At 61.4% G+C, this 26650-nt stretch carries 18 protein-coding genes; 4 read left to right on the forward strand and 14 right to left on the reverse strand.

Translation table 11 applies throughout. The annotated features are described in order from the left end of the window. Nucleotides 1–284: 284 nt before the first annotated feature. The 9 genes from ICY20_RS18380 to ICY20_RS18420 form a co-directional block, all read right to left on the reverse strand. Nucleotides 285–1700, reverse strand: a complete 1416-nt coding sequence (locus ICY20_RS18380) for an efflux transporter outer membrane subunit (protein WP_159957146.1) — start codon at nt 1698–1700, stop codon at nt 285–287. Continuing rightward, a complete protein-coding gene (locus ICY20_RS18385; RefSeq protein WP_159957144.1) occupies nt 1697–4876 on the reverse strand; it encodes an efflux RND transporter permease subunit in 3180 nt (1059 codons plus the stop codon). Before ICY20_RS18385 ends, ICY20_RS18380 begins: the two co-directional genes overlap by 4 nt. A 15-nt stretch (nt 4877–4891) precedes the next feature. Beyond that, nucleotides 4892–6133 (reverse strand): multidrug efflux RND transporter periplasmic adaptor subunit MexE, encoded by a 1242-nt coding sequence (mexE, locus tag ICY20_RS18390; protein ID WP_159957142.1) that lies wholly within the window; start codon nt 6131–6133, stop codon nt 4892–4894. 293 nt (nt 6134–6426) lie between these two features. After that, nucleotides 6427–8637 (reverse strand): GMC family oxidoreductase, encoded by a 2211-nt coding sequence (locus ICY20_RS18395; protein ID WP_194938254.1) that lies wholly within the window; start codon nt 8635–8637, stop codon nt 6427–6429. Further along, nucleotides 8634–9146: a sorbitol dehydrogenase gene (locus tag ICY20_RS18400; protein WP_194938255.1), complete on the reverse strand. Its 513-nt coding sequence runs from the start codon at nt 9144–9146 to the stop codon at nt 8634–8636. Before ICY20_RS18400 ends, ICY20_RS18395 begins: the two co-directional genes overlap by 4 nt. After that, nucleotides 9143–10510, reverse strand: a complete 1368-nt coding sequence (locus tag ICY20_RS18405; protein ID WP_194938256.1) for a cytochrome C — start codon at nt 10508–10510, stop codon at nt 9143–9145. The genes ICY20_RS18400 and ICY20_RS18405 overlap by 4 nt, the downstream gene beginning before the upstream one ends. 154 nt (nt 10511–10664) lie before the next feature. After that, nucleotides 10665–11201 (reverse strand): sterol desaturase family protein, encoded by a 537-nt coding sequence (locus ICY20_RS18410; protein ID WP_159957134.1) that lies wholly within the window; start codon nt 11199–11201, stop codon nt 10665–10667. Nucleotides 11202–11277: 76 nt separating this feature from the next. Further along, nucleotides 11278–12000, reverse strand: coding sequence for a FadR/GntR family transcriptional regulator (locus ICY20_RS18415; RefSeq protein ID WP_159957132.1), 723 nt, complete (start codon nt 11998–12000; stop codon nt 11278–11280). 104 nt (nt 12001–12104) lie between these two features. Next, on the reverse strand, nt 12105–13844 hold the full coding sequence (locus tag ICY20_RS18420) for an IlvD/Edd family dehydratase (protein WP_159957130.1): 1740 nt from the start codon (nt 13842–13844) through the stop codon (nt 12105–12107). Between the two features lie 198 nt (nt 13845–14042). On the opposite strand from ICY20_RS18420, the gene ICY20_RS18425 reads away from it, so the two are divergent. The 4 genes from ICY20_RS18425 to ICY20_RS18440 all read left to right on the forward strand — a co-directional run bounded on the left by ICY20_RS18425 (nt 14043) and on the right by ICY20_RS18440 (nt 18872). Further along, a complete protein-coding gene (locus ICY20_RS18425; RefSeq protein WP_194938257.1) occupies nt 14043–15350 on the forward strand; it encodes an MFS transporter in 1308 nt (435 codons plus the stop codon). Nucleotides 15351–15393: 43 nt separating this feature from the next. Further along, nucleotides 15394–16332 carry an acetaldehyde dehydrogenase (acetylating) gene (locus ICY20_RS18430; protein WP_194938258.1) on the forward strand — a complete coding sequence of 313 codons (939 nt, stop codon included), beginning with the start codon at nt 15394–15396 and terminating at the stop codon, nt 16330–16332. A gap of 10 nt (nt 16333–16342) precedes the next feature. After that, entirely contained in the window at nt 16343–17356 is a 1014-nt protein-coding gene (dmpG, locus tag ICY20_RS18435; protein WP_159957124.1) for a 4-hydroxy-2-oxovalerate aldolase, read from the forward strand. 175 nt (nt 17357–17531) lie between these two features. Then, entirely contained in the window at nt 17532–18872 is a 1341-nt protein-coding gene (locus ICY20_RS18440) for an ABC transporter substrate-binding protein (protein WP_194938259.1), read from the forward strand. A gap of 165 nt (nt 18873–19037) precedes the next feature. Here the strand turns inward: ICY20_RS18440 and ICY20_RS18445 are convergent, their stop codons facing one another. The 5 genes from ICY20_RS18445 to ICY20_RS18465 form a co-directional block, all read right to left on the reverse strand. Beyond that, entirely contained in the window at nt 19038–20657 is a 1620-nt protein-coding gene (locus tag ICY20_RS18445; RefSeq protein WP_194938260.1) for a dipeptide ABC transporter ATP-binding protein, read from the reverse strand. Beyond that, on the reverse strand, nt 20654–21553 hold the full coding sequence (locus ICY20_RS18450) for an ABC transporter permease (RefSeq protein WP_194938261.1): 900 nt from the start codon (nt 21551–21553) through the stop codon (nt 20654–20656). The genes ICY20_RS18445 and ICY20_RS18450 overlap by 4 nt, the downstream gene beginning before the upstream one ends. Nucleotides 21554–21556: 3 nt before the next feature. Then, nucleotides 21557–22507: an ABC transporter permease gene (locus tag ICY20_RS18455; RefSeq protein ID WP_194938262.1), complete on the reverse strand. Its 951-nt coding sequence runs from the start codon at nt 22505–22507 to the stop codon at nt 21557–21559. Next, a complete protein-coding gene (locus ICY20_RS18460; protein ID WP_194938356.1) occupies nt 22504–24117 on the reverse strand; it encodes an ABC transporter substrate-binding protein in 1614 nt (537 codons plus the stop codon). The genes ICY20_RS18455 and ICY20_RS18460 overlap by 4 nt, the downstream gene beginning before the upstream one ends. A 62-nt stretch (nt 24118–24179) precedes the next feature. Further along, a complete protein-coding gene (locus ICY20_RS18465) occupies nt 24180–26612 on the reverse strand; it encodes a TonB-dependent receptor plug domain-containing protein (RefSeq protein WP_194938263.1) in 2433 nt (810 codons plus the stop codon). Between the last annotated feature and the right edge of the window lie 38 nt (nt 26613–26650).

Genomic DNA, 26650 nt, shown 5'->3' on the forward strand with positions numbered 1-26650 from the left:
GAACGTTACATCCGCTTGTCGACAGTAAGGTTTTATTCTTTAATAGCGCCAGCGCTGATGTTTTTCGAATGGCGCAGCGTATAAGTCAATGCAAATACGCTGATTCACATGCCCTGGGCAGGATTAGGAATGAGCCTACGACGTAGCTCTTTAGTTCCTACGGTTAATTCCCTCAACTATTCAGGACCAATCCCACAAATAAAGCTCAAAAAAAAGCCCCGCGTCCGAACAGGCCGCAGGGCTAAAAATTGGCTGGATGCGACCAACCAAAGGAGCTCTTTACATCACTTGTTGCTGGCTACCACCGTATCCGGCTGCCAACCACCGCCCAACGCCTTGTAGATAGCAACAATGCCACGATACAAATCCACTTCAGCCTGGGCCTGGGAGTCTTCTGCGGCAAGGCGCTCACGCTGGGCGTCGAGCAGTACGAGGAAGTCCACAGTGCCTTCGCGATAACGGATCGCGGCCAAGTCGGCGGCGGCGCGGCTCGATTCACTCTGGCGGATCAGCGACACCAGGCGTTGCTGACGCTTGCCGTAGTCGCTGAACGCATTCTCGGACTCTTCCAGCGCCAGCAACACTTGCTGCTCATACGTCGCCAAAGCGCCGTCGGCTTCAGCGTTCGCCCCGCGCAAACGAGCGCGCACGCTGCCCAGGTCGAAGGCGGCCCAGGTGATGCTCGGGCCAAGGGACCAAGCATTCGCGGCGGCCGAACCGATTTGTGAACCGCGCCCGGCGGTAAAGCCGAGGAAGCCGCTGAGGCTGACCCGTGGGAACAGGTCGGCCTTGGCCACGCCGATACGTGCAGTGGCGGCGGCCAGTTTACGTTCGGCGCTGAGGATGTCTGGGCGACGTTGCAGCAGTTGGCCCGGGTCGCCAATCGGCAAGGCCTTGGCAATCGCCGGCAGGTCTTTGGGGCTCAGGTCTACGCTGAGCTTGTCGGGACGCTGGCCGAGGAGGGTGGCGATGCGGTTGCGCTCGCGCACTTGTTCGGCTTGCAGTTGCGGCACGCTGGCTTCGACGGCGGCCAGGCGCGCATCGGCGCGTTCCACATCCAACTGATCGCCGACGCCAGCATCACGCAGGCTGATGGTGATGGTGCGCGATTCCTGCTGGTTTTTCAGGTTGTCCAGGGCAATGCGTTCGCGCAATTGGGCGCCGCGCAGTTGACCGTAGGCGTCCACCAACTCGGCAATCATGGTCACTTGCAGTTGGTACAGGTCGGCTTCGGCGACCTGTTGGTCAGCGTCGCTGGCCTCCAGGTTGCGCCGGATGCGACCGAACAAGTCCACCTCCCAGGCCATGTCCAGGCCCAGGTCATAGCGCTCGCTGGTGACACGCTTGGTGGTCTGGCCAGGAATTTGGCCCTTGCCCCCTTCACTGCTGGCGCGGGAGGTGACCACCGGCATGATGTCGTTGGCCGCATCGTCACGAATCGCGCGGGCCGCTCGCAGTCGGGCGAACGCCACACGCAGGTCACGGTTACCGCTCAGCGACTGGGTCACCAGTTGGTCGAGGGTCGGGTCGTCGAACTGCTGCCACCAGATGCCTTCGTACTTGGCGTGGTCATAGCTTTTGGTGTCGGCGGCGGCCGTGATATTGGCCGCCTCCAGGTTTTGGGTTTTGTAGTCCGGGCCTACGGCACAGGCGCTCAACGCCAGTACCAGCAAGCTCGGCAAAAAGACTTTCACGCTCATTGCTGTGTCTCCAGCTTCAAGGCCTTGGCCGCTTTGCGCGCCTCTTGGCGCTCCACATAGCGACGGATCAATACGTAGAACACTGGCGTCAGCAACAGACCGAAGAAGGTCACACCGATCATCCCGGAGAACACCGCCACACCCATGGCATGACGCATCTCGGCACCGGCACCGCTGGACAACACCAGAGGCACCACACCCATGATGAACGCGAACGAGGTCATCAGGATTGGCCGCAAACGCAGGCGGCAGGCTTCCAGTACCGCGGCCAGTGGGTCGAGACCCTCGGCCTGTTTATCCTTGGCAAACTCGACGATCAGAATCGCGTTCTTACACGCCAGGCCTACCAATACGATCAAGCCGATCTGGGTAAAGATGTTGTTGTCGCCGCCCGAGATAATCACCCCGGTGATAGCCGACAGCAGCGTCATCGGTACGATCAGGATCACCGCCAATGGCAGGCTCCAGCTTTCGTATTGGGCGGCCAGTACCAGGAAGGCCAGCAGTACGCAGAGCGGGAACACGAACAGTGCAGTGTTGCCCGAGAGGATTTGCTGATACGTCAGGTCGGTCCACTCGTAGGTCATGCCGTTGGGCAATTCCTCTTTCAACAGTTTCTCAATCGCCGCTTCAGCCTGACCCGAGCTGTAGCCCGGTGCAGCGTTGCCGTTGATCTCAGCGGTGATAAAGCCGTTGTAGTGCATCACGCGGTCCGGGCCGGAGGTGTCGCTGACCTTGATAAAGGTCGCCAGCGGGATCATCTCGCCTTTGTTGTTGCGTACTTTCAGCTGGCCGATCTGGTCTTCATCCTGGCGGAACTGCTGCTCAGCCTGCACGTTGACCTGGTAGGTGCGACCAAAGCGGTTGAAGTCGTTGGCATACAACGAGCCCAGGTAGATTTGCAGGGTGTCGAAGATGTCGCTGATGGCCACGCCGTGGGTCTTGGCCTTTTCGCGGTCGATGGCTGCATCGACCTGGGGCACGTTGACCGTGTAGCTGGTGAACAGGCCAAACAGCTCCGGCACACCACGGCTTTTGGTGATGACGTTCTGCACTTCTTTGTACAGCTCGTCGTAACCCAGGTTGCCACGGTCTTCAATTTGCAGGCGGAAGCCACCAATGGTGCCCAGGCCCTGTACCGGCGGCGGTGGGAAGATCGCCATGTAGGCTTCCTGGATGCTGCTGTACTTGCCGTTCAACGCACCGGCAATCGCACCGGCCGACATGCTTGGGTCTTTACGCTCATCGAAGGGTTTCAAGGTCACGAACACGATGCCGTTGTTCGGGCTGTTGGTAAAACCGTTGATCGACAGGCCCGGGAAGGCGATAGCGCTTTCCACGCCTGGCTGTTTCAAGGCGATGTCGGACATGCGCTTGATCACGTCTTCGGTGCGGTCCAGGCTCGCGGCGTCTGGCAGTTGGGCGAAGGCCACGAGGTATTGCTTGTCCTGGGCGGGTACGAAACCGGTCGGGGTGTGAGCAAAACCTGCCCAGGTCAACACCATCAGGCCGGCGTACAGGAACAGTGCAATCCCGCTGCCACGGATGACCCGGCGCACAGTGCCGACATAGCCATGGCTGGCTTTTTCGAAGAAGCGGTTGAAGGGGCGGAACAACCAGCCACCGAGCATCTTGTCGAGGAACTTCGAGAAGCGATCCTTCGGCGCATTGTGACCTTTGAGCAACACCGCGGCCAACGCAGGCGATAAGGTCAGCGAGTTGAACGCCGAGATCACCGTCGAGATCGCAATGGTCAAGGCGAACTGCTTATAGAACTGCCCGGTCAAGCCGCTGATAAAGGCTGCCGGTACAAACACCGCACACAACACCAACGCGGTGGCGATGATCGGGCCGGTCACTTCGCTCATGGCTTTTTCAGTGGCGGGGAAGGGCTCAAGGCCCAGCTCGATATTACGCTCGACGTTCTCCACCACCACGATGGCGTCGTCCACCACGATACCAATCGCCAATACCAACCCGAACAGCGACAGCGCGTTGAGCGAGAAGCCAAACAGGTGCATCACCGCAAACGTACCGATCAACGATACCGGCACCGCCACCAACGGAATGATCGAGGCGCGCCAGGTTTGCAGGAACAGGATCACCACCAAAACAACCAGGATCAGCGCTTCGAACAGGGTGTGCACCACCGCTTCGATGGAGCCTCGCACGAACACCGTTGGGTCATAGGCGATGCGGTAATCCATACCTTCAGGGAAGCTCTTTTTCAGCTCCGCCATCTTGGCGCGCACTTCATTGGAGATGTCGATGGCGTTGGAGCCAGGGCGCTGGAAGATCGGAATCGCCACGGCCGGCTGGTTGTCGATCAACGAGCGCAGGGCGTATTGGCTGGAACCCAGCTCAACCCGCGCGATGTCTTTGAGGCGCGTGATTTCGCCGTTGTCACCGGCGCGAATCACGATATTTTCGAACTCTTCCTCAGTGACCAGGCGGCCCTGAGTGTTGACCGACAGCTGGAAACTGGTGTCATTAGGCGCAGGCTGTGCGCCCAGTGCACCGGCCGCCACCTGGCGGTTCTGTTCACGAATCGCCGTCACCACATCGGTGGCGGTCAGGTTGCGCGAAGCGGTCTTGTTCGGGTCCAGCCACACACGCAGGGAGTAGTCGCCCATGCCGAACAGCTGCACATCACCCACACCGCCCAATCGCGCCAACTCATCCTTGATATTGAGGATCGCGTAGTTGGACAGGTAGAGCATGTTGTAGCGCTGGTCCGGGGAGGTGACGTGCACCACCATGGTCAGGTCGGGGGAGGCCTTGTCCACGGTGATACCGATGCGCGTCACTTCCTCAGGCAGTTTTGGCTGCGTGCGCGTCACACGGTTTTGCACCTGCACCTGCGCGTTGTCCAGGTCGGTGCCCAGGGCGAAGGTAATGGTCAGGGTCAGCTTGCCGTCGGCGGTGGACTGCGAGGACATGTAGAGCATGTTCTCGACGCCGGTAATGGCTTGCTCCAGGGGAGCGGCCACGGTTTCACCGATGACTTTGGGGTTGGCACCCGGGAAGTTGGCGCGCACCACTACAGTCGGCGGTACGACTTCCGGGTATTCGCTGATCGGCAATTGGAACAGCGAGATCGCACCGGCAATCAGGATCAACAGCGACAGCACCGCTGCGAAGATCGGCCGCGAAATGAAGAACTTGGAAAAATTCATCTTGAGTCGTATCCCTTAACCGCGTGGAGTCGCAACGGCTGCGAGCTTGGGCGCGGTTTTATCCGGCGCCACTTGCTCCAGGTTGCTGGCTTCAAGCGCTTGTCGTTGTTGGGCCAAGGCGGCCAGGGTTTCCTTGCTGGCCATCGGAATCGTTTCCGGGGCGACCGGCGAGCCTGGGCGCACACGTTGCAGGCCCTTGACGATAATGGTGTCGTCCTTGTTCAGGCCGTTGCGCACGATGCGCAAACCTTCGATCTTCGGCCCCAGTTCCACCGAGCGGTAAACCGGCTTGTCGCCGTCCATCACCAACACGAATTTTTTACCGAGATCGGTGCCAACGGCTTCGTCATTGATCAGCACAGCGGAGTAGGTGCCGCTGCCGACCAGCTTCAGTCGCGCATACAGGCCAGGGGTGTATTCGCCCTTGCTGTTATCGAACACGGCGCGCCCACGAATGGTGCCGGTCGCCGGGTTGACCTGGTTGTCGACGAAGTTCATCTGGCCCAGGTGCGGGTTGCCGGTTTCGTTGGACAGGCCCAGGTACACCGGGGTGGTAGCACCGCGACGGCCTTGGCGGGCCAGCTCGGTGTACTTGAGGAACACACGCTCGTCGGCGTCGAAGTAGGCGTACACCTTGTCGGTGGAGACCACGCTGGTCAGCGGGGTGACATCGGCGGTCACCAGGTTGCCGGCGGTGATGTCGGCACGGCTGACACGGCCGCTGATGGGCGAGGTCACGCGGGTAAAGCTCAGGTTCAGCTTGGCCAGGTCCAACTGCGCTTGAATACCGGCAACTGCGGCGCGGGCTTCCTGGGCGGCGGTGGTGCGCGAGTCGGCCAGTTCGGCGGAGATCGCATTGCTCTGGCGCAGGCGCTCGCCGCGCTGGGCTTCGTTATCACTGCGGGTGGCGGCGGCGCGGGTTTGTTGCAATTGGGCTTCAAGGCGGCGCACCTCAGCCTGGAACGGACGCGGGTCGATCTGGAACAGCAGGTCGCCTTTCTTGACCAAAGCGCCTTCGATGAAAGCGACTTGGTCAATCTGGCCAGACACCCGTGGGCGGATCTGCACGGTTTCGGGGGCTTCCAGGCGACCGGTGAACTCATCCCACTCGTTGACCGGTTGTTCGAGCACCTTGGCTACGCTGACGGCAGCAGCAGGCATGGCGGCCGCTTGTTCCGGGGTCTTGCCGCATGCGCTCATCACCACCACGGCCAGAATCGCCAGGGGGAAGCGCAAATGTTTGAGTGACTGTTCCATGAGGTGCATCCGCCAATGTATTTGAGATGGGCGGATCATGCGCGGCGGGGTGCTATGTCACGAATCGAATGAAGCAAAGGTAACTATCATTCGGAATGATATAAGCGCTGGAAAAGCCCTCTAGGATGGGCTTTTCGTTAGGGTGCTATCAATGTGGTTGATGACAAAGCACTGTTACAAGGCGCGCAACACACTTTAAATGTGGGAGGGGGCTTGCCCCCGATGGCAGTGTGTCAGCCAGCACATCTGATACTGATACACCGCAATCGGGGGCAAGCCCCCTCCCACATTGATTACAACATGCCAAACCCCACCTGCACCGTCAGCGCCCCTTGGTTATCCCCCAACCCAATCCCATACCGACCTTCCAGGTCATCATTGATGCACAGCTGCAATTCCCCCGTTTGCCCCGGCGGAATCTCCGCCAAATCCCCCACCAGAAACGGCGTGCCGCCACTGCCCACGCGGCCGATCAACGCGCCTTCATTGGCTCCCGGCAAGGTGTACCCCGCCTTGGCGATCAGGCCTGGGCTGCCATTACCATCGACCATGCCTCCAACCGGGCTGGCCAACCACTTGCCACTGACGTAACGCACCAACCGTGGGCTCGGCCCGCTGATCTGCACGCCGGTGGCTTGCCAGGGTTGGTTGGCTTGCACCTGCACCGTCACGGCCTTGAGGTCGTTGCACAAGGTGTCACCGGCCTGGATCGACAATGCAGCGATGGTCAGGCTCGGGTTGGACGTGCCGGTGGTGGGGAACACACCGTCGCCCACCAGGAACAGATTGGCGTGGTCCCAACTGCGTTGGTATTTGTCGACCACCGATGTCGTGGGGTCGGCGCCCATGCGGTAGGTGCCCATCAGGTGCCCGGCGCCCTGGAAGGAATAGGACTCTCCTTGATAGTCGAACAACCCAGGGGCGATATCGGCAGTCAACTCGGTGGCGCCCAACAGTTCGGTGATCACATGGCTTGCGAGGATGCGTGCTTGCTTGAAGCCCTCCTTGGTGTAGTCCGACAGGTCGTAGTGGATCTCCGGGCGCGGTATGCCCAGGCGGTCCTTGTACTGGCTGGACGGCATGATGTAGCAGTTGGCGTTGTTCGGGTCGTCTTCGACTTGTTCCACCAGGAAGCCCACGCGAAATTGCCGTGTCAGCAGGTTGTTCAACTGCTGCACCAACGCCGTGCCGAACAGCACTTGCGAGGCGTCGCTGGTATTAGGCAACGGGTTGGTACGGCTGACGTTGGTGCCATCGATCAGGTCGGCGACGGTGGTGTACGGGTCACCAATCGGCCAGTTGAAACCTTCGTTGCCGATCTCGATGCGCCACGCGGCACGTTGGCTGCGAAACGCCCCGTCGCGCAGGCTTTCGATGCCCGAGGTCGACACCGGCCCCCGGTATGGGAACACCGTCTTGCCCTCGGGCATCAAGCCCCAGGCCAGGTAGATCGGGTGGTCCGCCAGGCTGCGACCGACCTGACCGCTGCTGTTGGCGACCCCGTTGGGCCAGGCACTGCTGGTGGAGTTGAGCAACAACTTGGGCGTCTCGATGGCATGTGCGGCGATTACATAGCGCTGGCCCACGGCAACACCTGTGCCGGTCGGCGGCCCATCGCCGAGTTGGTACTGGATGAACTCGATACCGCTGATGGTCTTGTCCGCCGCCACCGTGACCTTGCTCGCCACGGTCTTGTAAAGCACCCGCACATTGCCGGTGTTGAGCGCGTTGTTCATGGTCACGGTGGCATCGTACTTGGCCTGGATCGGGCAGATGGGCGTGCAGTTGGTGTTGCCCGCACAGACCCGTCGCCCGGCATACGGCTGGGAGTTGCGCCCGGCCGGGGTCGGGCTGACCACCAAGGGCAGGCCTTGGAACGACTGGCCCTGTACTGCACTGACAAAACTGCCATCCACCAGCGACAGCGGGATGCTGGTCATGGGGAACTCATAGTTGGCAGGGAAGGTGATGCCCAGGTATGCCTGGTCCGCCACATTGGCTGCCACGCCGATTTCCGCTTCGGCCCGGCAATAGGCACTTTGCAAGTCGTTGTAGCCGATGGGCCAATCCACACCCACGCCGTAGAGCGACTTCATGCGAAAGTCATTGGGCAGCATGCGCAGGCACGTCGCGACCCAATGCCAGGTAGTGCCGCCGCCCACCCGTTCATAGGTGCTGGTGAACGGCAGCGGGCCTTTTTGCACCAGGTAACTGACGTCGGGGTTGTTCCAGCCATTGATCAGGTCGGCAATGGTGGCGCGGGGCGCGTTCTGCTCGGTGGGGTTGCGCGCCGGGCTCAAGGTGCTCACGGGCGGGTAGGGGGACTCGGGGGTTTTTAGCGTCGCGGTATAGAACCGCTCCAGGTACTGGTTACGGTTGGGTGGAATTTCCGGGCCGGATTCCAGCACCAGTACCTTCACGCCTGCCAAGCCCAGTTGATAGGCAATGATACTGCCCGCCAGGCCAGCACCGACGATCACTACATCCGCTTGTTCGGTACTCATGATGATGCTCCTGGCTGCGTGCTGGCGGGTACCCCGGTGAAATCCTCAAGGCTCGGCGGTGGGCTGTTCCAGTAGCCAAAGAAGAACTCGCTGTAACCCATGGGATGGGCCTGGGCGATGTTCCAGGCCCAGCTTTGGGTATAGGCCTCGTCACTGACCACGGTTTGCTCGCCGGTGGAGAACTCGCCCTGGGTGTAGGGCTGGTACCACACGCCAAGCAGCCAGAGTTTCATGATCGCGCGTGCCGCTTGAGCCGTTTGCGTAGGCGCAGGCTGGCCGTTCTGCATCAGGATCGCGGTACCGATTTGTTGCGGTGTCGCTTGCTCGGCCACCAGCGATGCGTACTGCGCGAGGAGGGCATTGAGCACGCTTTGCCCCAGGCGTGGGCCGATAAAATTGAGAAAGGTAGTGGGCAGCCCGATAGGGTCCACGGACGGTGCCAGCAGTTCCTGATTGATGCCAGTGAGCACCACGCTAAGGCCGGTGAAATTGTCCAGGTCGGTGCTCATGGCTGACTCCTTGTTGCGCCGGTGGATTGGGCGCGTTCGAGCAGGTAGGTGAAGTCCGCAAAGCTGGTGCGCGGCGACTGGGTCACGTGGGTGGCGGCGTTGCCGTGACAGGCGATGCAGCTGGATGAGGCCTGGGGCACGGTGCCCTGGATATAGGTCTCCAGCGTGGCATTGGCAAGGAACGACGGCGCCGGTTTGCCCAACGGCACGGTGGCCGAGATTTGGCACGGCGGTTGGCCGCTGAGGGTGGGCCATTGGGTGCTGATCAACTGGTAGTTGGCCCACACACTGTTGGGGTTCACGCTGCGCAACAGGGTTTGATAGGTGCTGTTCAGCGCCTTGGTGGCATCGGTCAGGGGGATTTCGCGCACGATCTGTGAGGGTGTGGCTTTTACTGCGGGGTTCCACGGCCGGGGCGGTGGCTGGTTGACCTCGGCATGGCTGCTGGCGTTGTAGAACAGGTACGGGCCTTTACGCTCGGCGGGCGGCGTGGTTTTTTCCGGCACATTGTCGATGTGCTCGAAGGTCGACCACACCCACTGCGGCGCGCTGGTGGTCTTGTGCACGATATGCAACCCCACCAGCCCCACCGGCTCGGCCGTGCAGGACTCGGCCACCACCGGCCCCTTACTTGGGTCGCTGTTGCCCGGCGTATACACCAGCGCATCCACCGTATGGAAGTTGCCGGGCTTGTCGTTGCCGTCCAATACCTTCCACGCCGCCTTGACCATCAGCGAACCCACTTCGCTGGTGGCCGGGTTGCCGCAACTGAACGCCACCGCATTGGTGGGGTTGGCGGCAAAAAATGCCTGCTGGCCTTGGATGCTGTACAGCCCGTTGTTGACGATGCCGTCGAACATCGATTGGTTGACCACGATTTCATTGCGCGTGTACACGCCGCTTTGGTCCACCAGCGGGCCACTTTCAAACGGCTGGATAAACTCGTCCAGCACATCCGGCACCTTGCCCATCTGTTGCAGCAAACGCCCGGAACCCTTGCCTTCGCAAGCCTTGGGCACGCTCGCCGGGGCGTGAAACGGCAACGGTTTTTGCCCTTGCGGCAGGAACACCTGGTAACTCTCCTTGTAGCTTTCCCACACCGTTGCGGCATCCTGCTGGCCGATCTGCACGCCGGTGTTGGGGTTGCCATCGGCCAGGGCAGGCCAGTTCAGCGCGATAAACGTCTGCCACGACATGTCATCGAAGTTCTGTTGCAGGCTGGTGAGGGAAAACGGCGGTGTGGCCGTGACATCGAAGGGGATTTGCGTAGACAGTGTGGGGGCCGCGTCGACCAGCGGGCTCAGCAATGCGCCAAACAAAGCGCAGCCGAACCCGGGCCGGGGGCGATGGGTTTCCTTTCTCATCGGTATCTCCTTGGCATCAGGCACCAGGAGACAGGGGGTCCGTCATGGACTCTTCAATGCGCCTCCTGGCACGGGCTTGAGCGTAGATAAGGCAGGAGACGCAGGTGTATGGGCGACTAGATTTATTCGTAATAAAAACAATCGCTGAGGCGCTTCAAGCACGCTCTTTATCGGCACTGCAGCGTTGAGGCCGAATGAAGGTGCGAAACACATGGTCCCACAACGGCGATGAAACCCCGAAGTTCTTCTCGATCCCTTGCCGGTGGTGCAAGTCGTGATTGGCCACCAGCCTTGGCATGAATCGGTAGGCCCAATGCTCGGGGCGATGCATCACGTAATGCACCGAGATGTAATAGAAGTAGCCGGTGACGGCGCCAATAAATACTGAGGTCAGGCCGGTGTACCAGGCAAACAGCAGCAGGGCGGCGAAGGTGGAGCTGGTTTTCCAGCTGGACACACCGATATAGGCCAGCACATCGACATGGTGCGTCCAGTGCTCGCGACGGTACAGCGAATGAAACAGAAAGCGGTGAGCCGAATACTCCACCAACGTCCAAGCCAACAGCCCAATCAACGCCAGGCCCGCGTCGAACGGCGCGAGGAAAAGGGCAATGAGGATGAAAAACGGAACGGTGAAGAAATCGAGGTAATAAGCGACTGATGACATCAGCCATTTATTTGAGGCAGCCATGTGCGGAATATCCCTGTAGTGCGCGATGGGGTGGTGCAAAATGCGCGCGCAGCATGCCACTGGCCTGCAATCAACGCTACAACGGCGTCAACACATTCATCACGGTATCCAGGGCCGAACGGGTGTCATCCAGTTGCACCAGGGAGGCGTGCCGTGCGCTGAGCGCATCGCGATTTTTGATCGCGGTCAGAATCGCCTTGTGCCGCGGCAGGCTCAGTGCCTGGGTATTGGGGCGTTGGTTGGTGACGTTGATAGACTCGCGCAACGGCAGCGAGAGCATGTTGCACATGTTGGCCAGCAAGTCGTTGTGGGTGGCGTTGGCCACGGCGCGGTGGAAGTCCAGGTCGGGCTGCAACAGCTCGGCGGGGCTTTTCGCCGCCTCCATGCGCCGGTAGGCATCTTCGATGCTGGCGATGTCCGCTTCGGTCGCCGTGGTGGCCGCCAGGGCGGCAATCTCCGGTTCGAGGATGCGCCGCACCCCGGCCAGCGTGTGGAAAAATTCGCTGTGAGGCGTCGACTGCATCAGCCAGTACAGCACGTCCGGGTCGAGCAGATGCCACTCCACGCGTGGGCGCACAACCGTGCCCACACGGGTCTTTGAGTAGACCAGGCCCTTGGCGCTGAGCACGCGAGTGGCTTCGCGTAATACCGGGCGGCTGACCTTGTATTCCTCGCACAACAAGGCTTCAGCCGGCAACTTTTCTTCGGGTTTGAAGCGCCCGGAAACGATGTGCATGCCCAGTTCCTGAACGATCTGGGCATGCATGCTTTTGCCGGGCTGGAGAGTCTGGTAATTCATGACGACGACGTGGCTCTGACGAAATACGCTGCATCATAGCATCGCTTTCGGATCGATTTGGCGGGACGCAAATGCGCGCCAGAAGCTGGCGCGCAGCCTGTGAATCAGTGCGAGTGGCGCGGTACCTCGGAGCCACGGCAGCCCACCAGGAAGTCGAAGTCGCAACCTTCGTCGGCTTGCAGCACGTGGTCCACATAGAGGCGGGCGTAGCCGCTGGAGAAGATCTTGGCGCTGGTGTCCGGCTTGAGGTCACTGAGGCGCGCTTGCAGTTCTTCGTCGCTGATGTCCAGGTGCAGGCGGCCACCGGCGCAGTCGAGTTCGATGAAGTCACCGTTGCGCACGGCGGCCAACGGCCCACCGGCAGCGGCCTCCGGCGCCACGTGCAGCACCACGGTGCCATAGGCAGTGCCGCTCATCCTTGCGTCAGAGATGCGCACCATGTCGGTCACGCCCTTGGCCAGCACTTTGGGAGGCAGGCCCATGTTGCCGACTTCAGCCATGCCAGGGTAACCCTTGGGGCCAGCGTTCTTGAGCACCAGCACGCAGGTTTCATCGACGTCCAGGTCCGGGTCGGCAATACGCGCCTTATAGTCGTCGAAGTTCTCGAACACCACGGCACGCCCACGATGTTGCATCAACTCAGGGGTCGCGGCCGATGGCTTGAGCACCGCGCCGCGTGGCGACAGGTTGCCACGCAGGATGCACAGGCCACCGTCGGCCACCAGCGGGTTGTCGACCTGGCGGATCACTTCGTCGTTGTATTGCGGCGATGCCTGGCAGTTGCTCCAGATGCTCTGGCCATTGGCGGTCAGCGCATCGGGGTTGGGCAGCAGGCCGGCTTCACCCATGCGGCGGATCACGGCGGGCAGGCCGCCCGCGTAGTAGAACTCCTCCATCAGGAAGCGCCCCGACGGCTGCATGTCGACAATCGTCGGGGTGCCGCGACCGATGCGGGTCCAGTCTTCCAGGTCGAGCTCCACACCGATGCGCCCGGCGATGGCTTTTAAGTGGATGACTGCGTTGGTCGAACCCCCGATGGCGGCGTTGACCTTGATGGCGTTCTCGAACGCGGCCTTGGTGAGGATCTTCGACAGGCGCAGGTCTTCATGCACCATGTCGACAATACGCATGCCCGACAAATGCGCCAGCACATAACGGCGTGAATCCACCGCCGGGATCGCGGCGTTGTGCGGCAGCGATGTACCCAAGGCTTCTGCCATGCAGGCCATGGTGGAGGCGGTGCCCATGGTGTTGCAGGTACCGGCCGAGCGCGACATGCCGGCTTCGGCAGAGAGGAATTCATCCAGGCTGATCTGCCCGGCCTTATAGGCCTCGTGCATCTGCCACACCACGGTGCCCGAGCCGATGTCCTTGCCTTTGTGCTTGCCATTCAGCATCGGCCCACCGGTGACGACGATGGCGGGCACATCGCAACTGGCAGCACCCATCAGCAAGGCCGGGGTGGTTTTGTCACAGCCGGTCAGCAGCACCACGGCATCCACCGGGTTGCCGCGAATGGCTTCTTCGACGTCCATGCTCGCCAGGTTGCGGGTAAGCATCGCGGTAGGCCGCAGGTTTGACTCGCCACTGGAAAACACCGGGAACTCCACCGGGAACCCGCCGGCCTCCAGAACACCCTTCTTCACATGCTCGGCAATTTTGCGGAAGTGGGCGTTGCACGGCGTCAGCTCAGACCAGGTGTTGCAGATGCCAATGATGGGCTTGCCCTGGAACTCATGGTCTGGGATGCCCTGGTTTTTCATCCAACTGCGGTACATGAAACCGTTCTTGTCGGACGTGCCAAACCACTGGGCGGAACGAAGCGGAGTCTTTTTACCTGTCATGGCGAGGTCACTCTTATTGTATGACTAATCAAAATTTACACGACGAATCTACCGCATAAAAAGCCGTTTTGAAACGATTGCGTGAGTATTTGTATTACTATATTGTTTTCGCCAGTTGCCAATGTCGGCGGTCGATTGACCGCTGGCGGACCGGCCGGATCGACGCATTCCATAACAAAAACAACGATGGAGAAGACTATGAATCCGGACGCTCGGATTATTCGCACGCTCACGCTCAGGTTGATTCCCTTCCTGATCCTGCTGTACCTCGTCGCCTTCATCGATCGCTCGGCGGTGGGCTTCGCCAAATTGCACATGAATGCCGATATCGGCCTCAGCGACATGGCCTATGGCTTTGGCGCAGGGCTGTTCTTTATTGGCTATTTCTTCTTCGAGGTGCCCAGCAACCTGCTGCTTGAGCGTTTCGGCGCACGGCGCTGGTTTGCGCGAATCCTGGTGACCTGGGGCGCGATCACCGTCGGCATGGCCTTCGTCCAGGGCAGCTACAGCTTCTATGTAATGCGCTTTTTGCTGGGTGCGGCCGAGGCCGGGTTCTTCCCAGGGGTGCTGTACTACATCACGCGCTGGTTCCCGGTCTGCCATCGCGGCAAGGTGCTGGGCTTCTTCATCCTGTCCCAGCCTGTCGCGCTGATGGTCACCGGGCCTTTGGCCGGTTGGTTGTTGGGCATGAATGGCATCTGGGGCCTGGCGGGTTGGCAGTGGCTGTTCATCACCATCGGCCTGCCTGCCATCCTGCTCGCTTGGCCAACCTTGAAACTGCTGCCGGATACACCAAAGGACGCACGCTGGCTGGCTGAGGCCGACCGCCAATGGTTGTTGGGTGAGCTGCATAAAGATCGTGAAATCTACGGCCAGACCGAGCACACCAACCCTTTGCGGGCCCTGGCCGACCGTCGTGTGTTGCTGTTGGCGTTGCTGTACCTGCCGAGCACATTGAGCACCTACGGCCTGAGCCTGTGGTTACCCACCTTGGTCAAACAGTTCGGTGGCAGTGACCTGACCACGGGCTTCATCTCGGCGATCCCTTATGTGTTTGGGGTGATTGGCCTGCTGTTGGTGCCACGCAGTTCCGACCGTTTAAACGACCGCTACGGGCATCTCACCGTGCTGTATGTGCTGGGTGCAGTGGGTCTGTTCTTGAGTGCCTGGCTGAGCCTGCCGACCTTGCAACTGGCCGCGCTGTGCCTGACGGCCTTCAGCCTGTTCTCGGTGACTGCGATTTTCTGGGTGCTGCCGGGTCGCTTCCTCTCGGGGGCTTCGGCTGCTGCCGGCATTGCGCTGATCAACTCGTTCGGCAACCTGGGCGGCTATATCGGCCCGTTTGGTATCGGCGCGTTGAAGGAATACACCGGCACGCTGTCGTCCGGTTTGTATTTCCTGGCGGCAGTGATGCTCTCGGGTGTGGTGCTGACGTACATCGTTTATACAAAACTGGAAAAGAAAGCCGCGGCCGCGCCCAACCCAGCGCTTGGCCAGGCGTCCTGATTGCCCAGGCGGGCATGGACGCCTGCCGACCTGGAGTAGTGATATGACTGGAAAATTGAAAGTGGCGATCATCGGTTCCGGCAACATCGGCACCGACCTGATGATCAAGGTTTTGCGCAACGCCAAACACCTGGAGATGGCGGTGATGGTTGGCATTGACCCGGCCTCCGATGGGCTCGCCCGCGCCCAGCGCATGGGCGTGGCCACCACCCACGAAGGTGTCGAAGGGCTGGCGCGCATGCCGGTGTTCAGGGACATCGACTTTGTGTTTGATGCCACCTCGGCCAGTGCCCATGTCGCTAACGATGCGCTGTTGCGTGCGGTCAAACCCGGTATCCGCCTGATCGACCTGACCCCCGCAGCCATCGGCCCGTACTGCGTGCCGGTGGTCAACCTGGAGCAGAACCTGGCGCAACTCAACGTGAATATGGTCACGTGTGGTGGCCAGGCCACCATCCCTATCGTGGCTGCGGTGTCGCGGGTGGCGAAGGTGCATTACGCCGAAATTGTTGCCTCGATTGCGAGTAAATCGGCGGGCCCGGGCACCCGCGCCAATATCGACGAATTTACCGAAACCACTTCCAAGGCCATCGAAGTCATCGGCGGCGCGGCCAAGGGCAAGGCGATCATTGTGATGAACCCGGCCGAGCCACCGCTGATGATGCGTGACACGGTGTTTGTATTGTCCGAAGCCGCCGACCAGGCGCTGGTAGAAGCCTCAATTGTCGAGATGGCCGCCGCTGTGCAGGCCTATGTGCCGGGCTATCGGCTCAAGCAGAAAGTCCAGTTCGATGTGATCCCCGAAGACGCGCCGCTGCACCTGCCAGGCCTGGGCACGTTCTCGGGGCTCAAGACTTCTGTGTTCCTTGAGGTCGAAGGCGCCGCCCACTACCTGCCTGCCTATGCCGGCAATCTCGACATCATGACGTCTGCAGCCTTGGCGACCGCCGAGCGTATGGCGCAGTCGCTGCTGAAGGCCTAAGGAAACCGACATGACTAAAAAGCTGTATACCTGCGACGTAACCCTGCGTGATGGCAGCCATGCGATCCGCCACCAGTATTCGATCCAGAACGTACAGGACATCGCTCGCGCACTCGACAAGGCGCGGGTCGATGCCATCGAAATCGCCCACGGTGACGGCCTGCAAGGTTCAAGCTTCAACTACGGCTTTGCCGCCCACACCGATTTGGAATGGATCGAAGCGGCCGCCGACGTGATCAGCCATGCCAAGATCACCACCTTGCTGCTGCCCGGTATCGGCACGGTGCACGACCTCAAGGCCGCCTACAACGCCGGGGCCCGCGTCGTGCGCATCGCCACTCACTGCACCGAGGCGGATGTGTCCAAACAGCACATCGAATACGCCCGCGAGCTGGGCATGGACACCGTGGGTTTCTTGATGATGAGCCACATGATCCCCGCCGAGCAGCTCGCCGCCCAAGCCAAGCTGATGGAAAGCTACGGCGCCACCTGCGTGTACATGGCCGACTCCGGTGGCGCGATGAACATGCAAGATGTACGCGACCGGTTCCGGGCGTTCAAGGCCACCCTCAAGCCGGAAACCGAAACCGGCATGCATGCGCACCACAACCTATCGCTGGGCGTGGCCAACTCCATCACGGCGGTGGAAGAGGGCTGTGACCGTATCGACGCCAGCCTCGCCGGCATGGGCGCCGGCGCAGGCAATGCGCCGCTGGAAGTGTTCATTGCTGCCGCCGACCGCCTCGGCTGGAACCACGGCACCGACCTGTACACCTTGCTCGATGCCGCCGACGACATCGTGCGCCCCTTGCAAGATCGCCCGGTACGGGTTGACCGCGAAACCCTGGCGCTAGGTTATGCCGGTGTGTATTCAAGCTTCCTGCGCCACGCCGAAATCGCCGCCGCCAAGTACGGCCTCAAGACCCTCGACATTTTGGTGGAACTGGGCAAACGACGCATGGTGGGCGGCCAGGAAGACATGATCGTGGATGTGGCGCTGGACTTGCTCAACAACAAGGCGTAATCGCGCAGCAGGTGTTGGTGGCGCAACAGCGGTTCAATAAACTGCCCGATTGTCGTCGCCGATGGTGTTTTGGATTTGATTCAACTAGTTGAATTTAAAGGCTTAAAGCGTTGGCATGAATTGTGTGTTGAGTGGGGGTGACCCAACCGACCACTTCTCATAAGAACCCACAGCCATGCACAACGCTTTGCAACGCACCCTCATCGCCAGCCTGGTGGCGCTCAGTTCCTTGGGCGCACTGCTGCCGGCCGCCGCCCAAGCGGCCAATGATCAACAGTTCATCCCCTTGGCCACTTACCGCGTGGGTGCTTATGCCTCCAGCGGTATTCCGTGGTGGGCGGGGGAGATCGACTACTTCCGTTATATCAACGAGGTCGAGGGCGGCGTGAACGGGGTCAAGCTGGTCTGGCAGGAATGCGAGACCGAGTGGAAGACCGACCGCATCATCGAATGCTATGAACGCTACAAAGACGGCCTGGACGGCGCGCCCACCGGGTTCTTCTTCACCCACAGCACACCTGCTTCCTATGCGTTGATGGACCGTGCCGCCAAGGACCACATCCCCTTGATCGACGGCGCCGGTGGGCGTACCGAATCCACCGATGGCCGCGTGTTCCCCTATGCGTTCCCGCTGTTGCTTAACTATTACGGCCAGGCCTCGGTGGGCATTAACTACATTGCCGAGCGTGAAGGTGGCCTGGATAAGCTCAAGGGCAAGAAGATCGTCACGGTCTATCACGACTCGGCTTATGGCCGGGAAACCCAGGCAGCGATGCAGTTGCTGGCGGAAAAATACGGCTTCGAGAATATCCAGATCCCGGTCGCCGACCCCGGCAGCGAGCAATCCACCCAATGGCGCCAGGTACGCCAGATCAACCCGGACTGGGTGTTTTTACGTACTTGGGGCGTGTCCACGCCGGTGGCGATCAAGACCGCCGTGCGCTTTGGTGTGCCGGTGGATCGCCTGATCGGCGATGTATGGGCCGGCTCCGAAGCCGATGTGATCCCTGCCGGCACCGCCGCCAAGGGCTACCAGGCGCTGGCGCCATTTCCGGGGGGCGACACCTTTGAGATCCACCGCAGGCTTAAGCAGTACATCCTCGACCCGGGCAAGAGCAATCTCAAGGACCACAGCTACTTTGGCAAGGTCTACTACAACATCGGCCTGATCAACGCCGCGATTGCCGTCGAAGCCCTGCGCACCGGCCAGGCCAGGTTTGGTAACCGGGCGTTGAACGGTGAGGAAACCCGCTGGGCTTTCGAACACTTGGACATCGACGCCGCGCGCCTGAAGGCATTGGGTTTGGAAGGGTTGCTGGCGCCATTGAAACTGTCCTGCGCCGACCATGAAGGCGGCGGCTCGGCTCGGGTTCAGCAGTGGGATGGGCAGAAGTGGGTGCTGGTGACCGATTGGCTCCAGGCCGACCGCGCTACCTTGCGCCCGCTGATCGAGGCCAAGTCTGCTGCGTATGCCCAGGAAAAAGGCATCGTGGCGCGGGATTGCGCTGCCCAATAAACCGCCAATACAAGGCATCACTCGGTTCAAATGTGGGAGCGGGCTTGCTCGCGAAGACGGTGGATCATTCAACGTATTTCTTGGCTGACCCACCGCCTTCGCGAGCAAGCCCGCTCCCACCTATTGATCTTTGTGCATCAGGCGGGCATCGGCCAGCCTTTGGCCTCACGCCGCATTCGCCGTTTGTTGCCCTGGAATCGCCGCAATCAACTCCCGGGTGTAATCGCTGGCCGGGCGGTTGAAGATACGGTCCACCGTCCCTTGCTCCACCACCGTGCCATTGCGCAGCACCAACACCTCATGGGCAAAGTTGGCCACCACTGACAGGTCGTGGGACACCAGCACATACGCAATGCCCAACTCCCGTTGCAGTTCCTCCAGCAGGTCGAGGATGTGTGCCTGCACCGACACATCCAGCGCACTCACCGGCTCATCCAGCAGCAACAGATCCGGCTTCAATGCCAGGGCGCGCGCGATGGCCACCCGTTGGCATTGGCCACCGGACAACTCCCGTGGCAGGCGATCAAGGAAGCTCACCGGCAAATGCACTCGGCTGATCAGCTCTCGTGCCGCCTGCTCCAGGGCCGGGCCCTTGAGCAAGCCGAACGACACCAAGGGTTCGACAATGCTGTCGAACACCGTGAAGCGCGGGTCGAGGGCGGCAAAGGGGTTTTGCTGCACCAGTTGCAGGCGCTGGCGCAGTGGGCGGAAGTCTCGCCAGCTCAGGTTTGTCACGTCTTGCTGTTCGAACCACACCTGGCCTTGGGTAGGTTTTTCCAGGCCGAGGGCGATGCGCAGGGCGGTGCTTTTGCCGGAGCCGGACTCGCCGACAATCGCCAGGGTCTGGCCGGCATACACGTCCAGGTTGAGGTTTTCCAGGGCCACGAAGGTGCTGTTCTCACCCTTGACCTTGGGCAGGGCGAAGGTCTTGCCGACGTTCTTCAGGCTCAGGATCGGCTCTTCCATAGGGTCGATACGAATCAGCGGTTCACGCCGCTTGGCGAACGCCGGCGCCGCCGCAATCAGCGCCCGGGTGTAGTCATGCTGCGGTGCGTTGAGGATCTGGCCGGGCGGCCCTTGTTCTACCAACTCACCCTGTTGCATCACCAGGATGCGGTCGGCGCGGTCGGTGGCCACGCCCAGGTCGTGGGTGATGATCAGCAGCGAGATGCCGCGCTCGCTGACCAGGCGTTGCAGGTGGTCGAGGATCTTGCGCTGTACGGTCACGTCAAGGGCGCTGGTGGGTTCGTCGGCGATGATCAGGCGTGGGTTGCCGGCCAGGGCGATGGCGATCAGCACGCGCTGGCGCATGCCGCCGGAGAGTTCATGGGGGTACTGGCGGGCGCGCAGTACCGGGTTGTCGATGCCCACCTGTTGCAGCAGCTCGACGATATCGGCATCCACGCCGGGGTAACGCTTACCCTTGCCCAGGACCAGCGCCTCGGCGATTTGCTGGCCAATGCGCTGGGTTGGGTTGAGGCTGACCATTGGGTCTTGGGGTACCAGGCCCACCGTACGCCCGCGCACGGCACGCTTCTGGCGTTCACTGGCGTGGGTCAGGTCGTTGCCCTCCACCCACAACTGCCCGGTGCTGATGTGCGCATTGGCTGGCAACAAGCCAAGGATCGCGTTGGCCAGTGTGGACTTGCCCGAGCCCGACTCGCCGACAATCGCCACCGTCTCGCCCTGTGCAATGGCAAACGACAGCGAGCGCACCGCTTGGTTGACCTGCCCATGGGTGCGATAGCTGACACTGAGTTGACGAACATCCACTAAAGCGCTCATCGCGGGTTCTCCTCAAAGGTGCGGGCGATATGGTTAAGGCTGAACACCACGGCCACCAGGAACAGGCCGGGCAGCAGTGATACCCAAGGGGCGGTGATCAGGAAGTGACGGCCGTTGGCGATCAAGGTGCCCCATTCGGCGGCGGGCGGCACAGCGCCAAAACCGAGGAAACTCAGCCCGGCGGTGGCGAGGATGGCGGCGCCGAAATCCAACGTGGCCAACACCGCCACCGGGCCCCAGGCGTTGGGCAGAATATGCAGCAGCAACGTGCGCCCCCAACTTGCCCCGCCCAGGCGCGCCGCTTCGACATACGCCAGCGTCTTGACCCGCAGCACCTCGGCGCGAGTAGTGCGTGCAAACCCCGGAATAATGCCCACGCCCACTGCAATGGCCACCGGCACTGTGCCAAAGCCGATGGCCGTGACAATCGCCAGGGCCAGCAATACGCCGGGCAGAGCCAGCAGCACATCGACAAAGCGCATGATCACCGAATCGATACGCCCGCCGGCAAAGCCCGACAAAATGCCCAGCCCCAAGCCGCCCAACAGGGCGATGCCCACCGCCAGCGAGGCCGCCAGCATCGACAGGCTGGAGCCGTACACCACCCGGGTAAACAGGTCGCGGCCCAGCTCATCGGTGCCGAACCAGTGGGTGAGGTTGGGGGCACGCAGTTTGTCGACGGGGGAGGTGGCGTAGGGGTCAAAACTGGTCAGCAGGTGTGGCGCTACGGCCGACACCAAGGCAAACAACACCAGCAGCACCGCCAGGCTGAAACCGGGCCGGCGCAGCAATGGCAACACCACCGCCGTGGCGCGTTGCAGGCGGCTGCGGCGACGCCACAGCGGGTGGCTGGCCGGGAGGGCTTTGCCGCGCAGGTTCTGCTCAAGAACAGTCATGATTCAGGACACCTTTGGCGTGTGGGAGATGCGCGGGTCGAACCACGGGTAAAGCAGATCGACCAACAAGTTCACCAGGACAAACGCCGCCGCCGACACCGCGACGATGGCCAGCACCACCGGGATGTCCTGGCGCAACACGGCTTCCTGGGCCAGCCGGCCAATGCCGTTGCGAGCAAAGATGGTTTCCACCAGCACTGCGCCGGACACCGTATTGCCCACCTGCAAGCCGATCAGGGTGAGGATCGGCAGCGCGGCGTTCTTGAACCCGTGGCGCGCCTGCACCTGGCTGCGGCTAAGGCCCTTGGCGTAGGCGGTGATGATGTAGGACTCCTGCCATACCCCCTGGAAACTGCGCTGCAGCACCTGGGCGTAGACCGCAGCACTCGGGATTGCCAGGGTGACGGCAGGTAAAATCAGGCTTTCCACGCCCTTGCTGCCAGTAGCCGGAAACCAGCCCAGGCCAAACGCAAACACCTGGATCAGCAACAGCCCCATCCAGAACACCGGCACCGAAAAACCCAGGGACGGCAAGCGTGTCAGTGCTTTTTTCAGCGGTTGCCAGCGGATATAGGCAGTCAAGTAGGCCAGCCCAATACCGCCGAGCAATGACAGTACAATCGCCAGCCCGGCCAGGGACAGCGTTTGCGGCAGCCGTTCAACCAGCAATTGGGCCACAGGGCGGTTCATTGACAGCGACTGGCCAAAATCACCGCGCAGCGCCCCCCACAGCAGGCTGAAATATTGCTCGAACACGCCCTTGTCCAAACCGTAATAAGCCCGCGCCTTGGCCAGGTCTTCCACTGACAGCGCATCGGCTTCCATCCCCGAAGCGCTGAGCATCAGGGTCAACGTGTCTCCCGGCAGCAGATACAGGATGAAGTAGGTGATGCTGTAGGCGCCCCATAACACCAAGAGTGCCTGCCCGACACGGCCCAGCAGGTAGCGGCTCATGGCGTGCCGATCTCGATATCACCCAGCAGCGCAAAGCCCTCGGCGGTCCAGCGAAAGTTCTTCACCTTGGCCGACGTCGCCGCCTGCCACACGCGCTCGTACACTGGGAAGGCCGAGCTTTCATCGATCAGCAAGTCTTGCAGGTCGCCATAGGCCGCTGCGCGTTGCGGGCTTTGGGTGGCGGTGATGCCGGCATCGAACAAGGCCTTGGCTTTGCCCAGTGCGCCTGGCTCAAACGTGTTGGTGGCGACAGTGGCGCTGTTGGCGCTACGCGGGTCGAGGATGGTTTGCAGGATGATCGGGTCGGCGCGGGTCATGTAGTTGATGGTCAGGTCGTAGTTGCCGGCCGAGTTGTTGGCCACCCATTCGGCGCGGGTGACCACGCTGAGTTTGAGCTCGATACCGACCTTGCGCAGTTGGTCCTGGATCAACACATCGCCTGCGGTTTCAGCCGGGCTGATGTTGTAGCTCAGGCTCAAGCGCTTGCCGTTTTTGTGCCGGTAGCCGTCGGCGCCCTTGGCCCAGCCGGCTTGGTCGAGCAATTGTTCGGCAGCTGCCGGGTCGTACCCGAGCTTGGCGGCCTGGCTTTTGGCGTAGGGGGTGGTCACGTCGAACACGCCTTGCACCACCGGGAACTCGGCGTTGTACACGGTGCTGGCGTAACTCTTGCGGTCGATGGCTTTTTGCACCGCCAGGCGCACTTGCTGGTCGGCCAGAATGCGCTCGCCACGGGTATTGGGGAACAGGTTCAGTGCCGGCCCCGGCAGCGAACGGCTTTGGATGGTCGCGCCCTTGGATTGGAACAGCTTGAGGTCCACTTCCGAAAACGGGTTGCGTGGCCACAGGATGTCGGCCTTGCCTTGCAGGAACAAGCCATTGCGCACGCTCTCTTCGGGGATGTAGGTGACATCCACCGCATCCAGGTGTGCTTCACCCTGATTTTTCATATTGGCCGATGCCCAGGCGTAGCCCTTGCGTTTGGTCAGGTGCGCGCCGACTTCCGGGGTGTAACTCTCCAGTACAAAGGGGCCGGTGCCGATGATCTTGCCCAGCGAACGTTCCTTGACGGTGAGGGCGTACGACGCCGGTGCGAGGATCGACAAGTTGGTGGTTGAGGTGGCTTGCAGGAAACCCGCGTTTGGCTTGCTGAGCACCAGCTTGACGGTGAAGTCGTCGACCACTTCGGCGTGGTCATAACCCGCCAGATACGTGGCGCCGAAGGTCGCCGGCAACTCGGTGGCCAGAGCCTTGTCGCTGTCAAACGCGGTCTTTACCGCCTTGGCATCGAAGCGTTCGCCATTGCTGAAAGTGACGTCCTGACGCAGGTGAAAGGTGTAGGTCAGCGCGTCGTCGCTCACGTCCCAGCTTTTGGCCAGCCACGGGATGATCTTGCCGGTTTCCGGGTCTTGGTCGGTGAGTGACTCGGCGACGTTGCGCAGCAACACGCGGTGCTCCAGCCAATACACCTGGAACGGGTCGACGCTCACCAGGATGGTGTTGTCGCCGAAAAACGCGATGTTCAGGGTTTTGTTGGCCTGGGCCTGCTCACCCGAAGGTGAGCAGCCCGCAAGAGCCAACGCCAGGGCGCAGGGTGCCAGCAGACGGCTCATCAAGTTGGAGGTATTCAATGGGGTGCCCTCGTATGGCGATTCGGGTGCGTGAGAGGTGTGGATCAGAAGTCGTAGGCCAGCTTGGTGTACCAGTAGCCGCCGCCGGGGTAGAACGGTGGGTTGCCGTAAGCCGCCAGGCCCAGGTTGCTGTAGACGGCGTGCTTGTCGGGGCGCACGTCGAAGATGTTGGTGCCGCCGATGCTCACGGTGAGGCTGTCGACGAAGGTGTAGCTCACGTCCAGGTCGGTGATCCATTTGGCGCCGAAGCTGCGGTCGCCTGTGGGGTTCACGGCGAGGGTCTTGACCGCGCCGTAGCGGGCGGTTTGCAGGTTGACCGCCAGGTCCGAGACCTTCCAGTTGGCGCCCAGAATCCACTTGGTCTTGGGTGAGGCGTCAGTCAGGTCGCCTGCGCGGTCGCGGCCCACCAGGGTCACACCAGAACCTGCCAGCGCATTCGGCGTGTCGCGGGTGCCTTCAATGGTGGTCTTGTTCCAGTTGAAGCCCAGGCTCCAGCGCACCTCGCCAAAGTTATCCAGCGGCGTGGTGTGGTCGGCCACTACGTCCAGGCCTTTGGTGCGAGTATCGAAGGCGTTGGTGTAGTAGTTGACCCAGGTGCCGCTGGGCACGCCTTGGGCGGTGAGAATGGCGTTGATCGCGCCGTTGCCGCGGTCGTAGATGTTACTGGTCAGGGCGATGCGGTCATCGATGTCGATCAGGTAGGCATCGGCGGTGATGCTGGTGCGCGGCGCCGGTTGCCACGTGAGGCCCAGCCCGAGGTTGCGGGATTTCTCCGGCTTGAGGTCATCGCCACCCAGGGCTTTTGCCAGGTTGCTGCCCGAAGGCGTCAGGCGAGTCACGGCCGGCACCACGTTGCCGTTGGCATCCACCGCAACGCGGTTGTCGGCCACGGTGTAACCGATCTGGGTCAACGAGGGCGCACGGAAACCGGTGCCCACGGTGCCGCGCACGGCCACGGTGTCGGTCAGCTCGTAGCGCGAGTTCACTTTCAGGCCAAAGGTGTTGCCTGAGTCATCGTCGTAGTGTTCGATGCGGCCGGCGACATCGAGAAACCAGCGGTCGGTCAGGTCAAAGCCCAGGTCGAGGTAGCCGGCGTAGTTATTGCGGATCAGGCTGACTTCATCTTCAGGGCGAATCGTCACCGCAGCCTGTGCACCCGAAGCGGCCGGGTAGGTGCCGGTAATGTAGGCTTCGCGATCACCTGCGAACGTACTGAAGTGTTCCCAGCGATGCTCCAAACCGGCTGACACCTGCACCGGCGACGTCAGGTTGAACAGGCTGTCGTAGCGGCGTGTGAAGTCGAGGTTATTCACCCACTGTTCAAAGCGAAAGGTCGCCAGGTTGTCGAACTTGGTCGGTGACGCGGTGCCCAGGGACGGGTTGATGTTGAGGTCGCTGGAGTGGTGCACATTGTTGCGCCCGTAGGTGGTGCTCAGGTCCCAGTTCCACTCGGCGACCTCACCTTTGCCGCCAAACAGCAATTGATAGTCGCGGTCCTTGATGTTGTTCAGCGGGAAGTAGCCATCGGGGAATACTTCGGGCACGGCAGCCGTACCGGTGGGCAGGCGGAAATAGTTGGCAGCCTCGGCATCACGCTCGCCATAGGTAGAGAAGGAGTACAGCGTCAGGTCTTCGAGCGGCAACTCGGCGTTGTAGGCCAGGTTGAAGGCCTTGAGGTCGGGGTCGCCGTTCTTGATGGCAACACGGTCCCAGGCCGCTTCCTTGGCGGGGTCATTGAACGCCCGCACACTGCTGTCAGCCTTGTCGTTCCAGGAGGCATTGCCCCGTTTGCGCGCATCGGCAGAGAGGTGAAAGAAACCCCCTTCGCCCAGCTCGAAACCCTGGTCACCGGCCACCTTGATGGTTTCGCCCTGGCCGGAAAACAGCTGGCCGTAGCTGGTTTCGAGGTGGCCGCCGCTCTTGGTGTTCTTGAGGATGATATTGATCACACCCGCCACCGCATCCGAGCCGTACTGCGCGGCCGCGCTGTCTTTGAGCACTTCGATATGGTCCACGGCACTCACCGGGATCAGGTCGATGTCTACCGCGTTCGCACCGCTGTTATCGATAGACCCGCGTTGACCGGTGGCGCCGTTATGGCGGCGCTTGCCGTTGACCAGCACCAGGGTGTAGGCCGGGCCCAGGCTGCGGTTGCTGAGCGGGCGCGTCACCGAGTTGTAGCCGGCGATATTGGTGCCGAAGTTGAACGACGGCAGCAACTTGGCAATCGCCTCCGACAACTCAGCCCGGCCGGTTTTGAGCAGCTGGTCGCTGTTGATCACATCAATCGGTGCCGGGCTGTCGGCCACGGTGCGCTGCTGACCGCGCAGGCCGGTGGAGATCACAGTGACCGTGTCGAGCTTGGCGTCTTCTTTCACGGTGTCGGCGAAAGAGGGCACTGCGGCCAGCAGTAGGGAGCTGGTCAAGAGCGACAGGTGGAATTTTTTCAGGGGCAGCGGGGCGGTGAGGTCTGGCATATCAGAAAGAGTCCATGTGAGCCTGCTGAAGGCTCCTG

The organism is Pseudomonas pisciculturae, from assembly GCF_015461805.1.
Lineage (GTDB): Bacteria > Pseudomonadota > Gammaproteobacteria > Pseudomonadales > Pseudomonadaceae > Aquipseudomonas > Aquipseudomonas pisciculturae.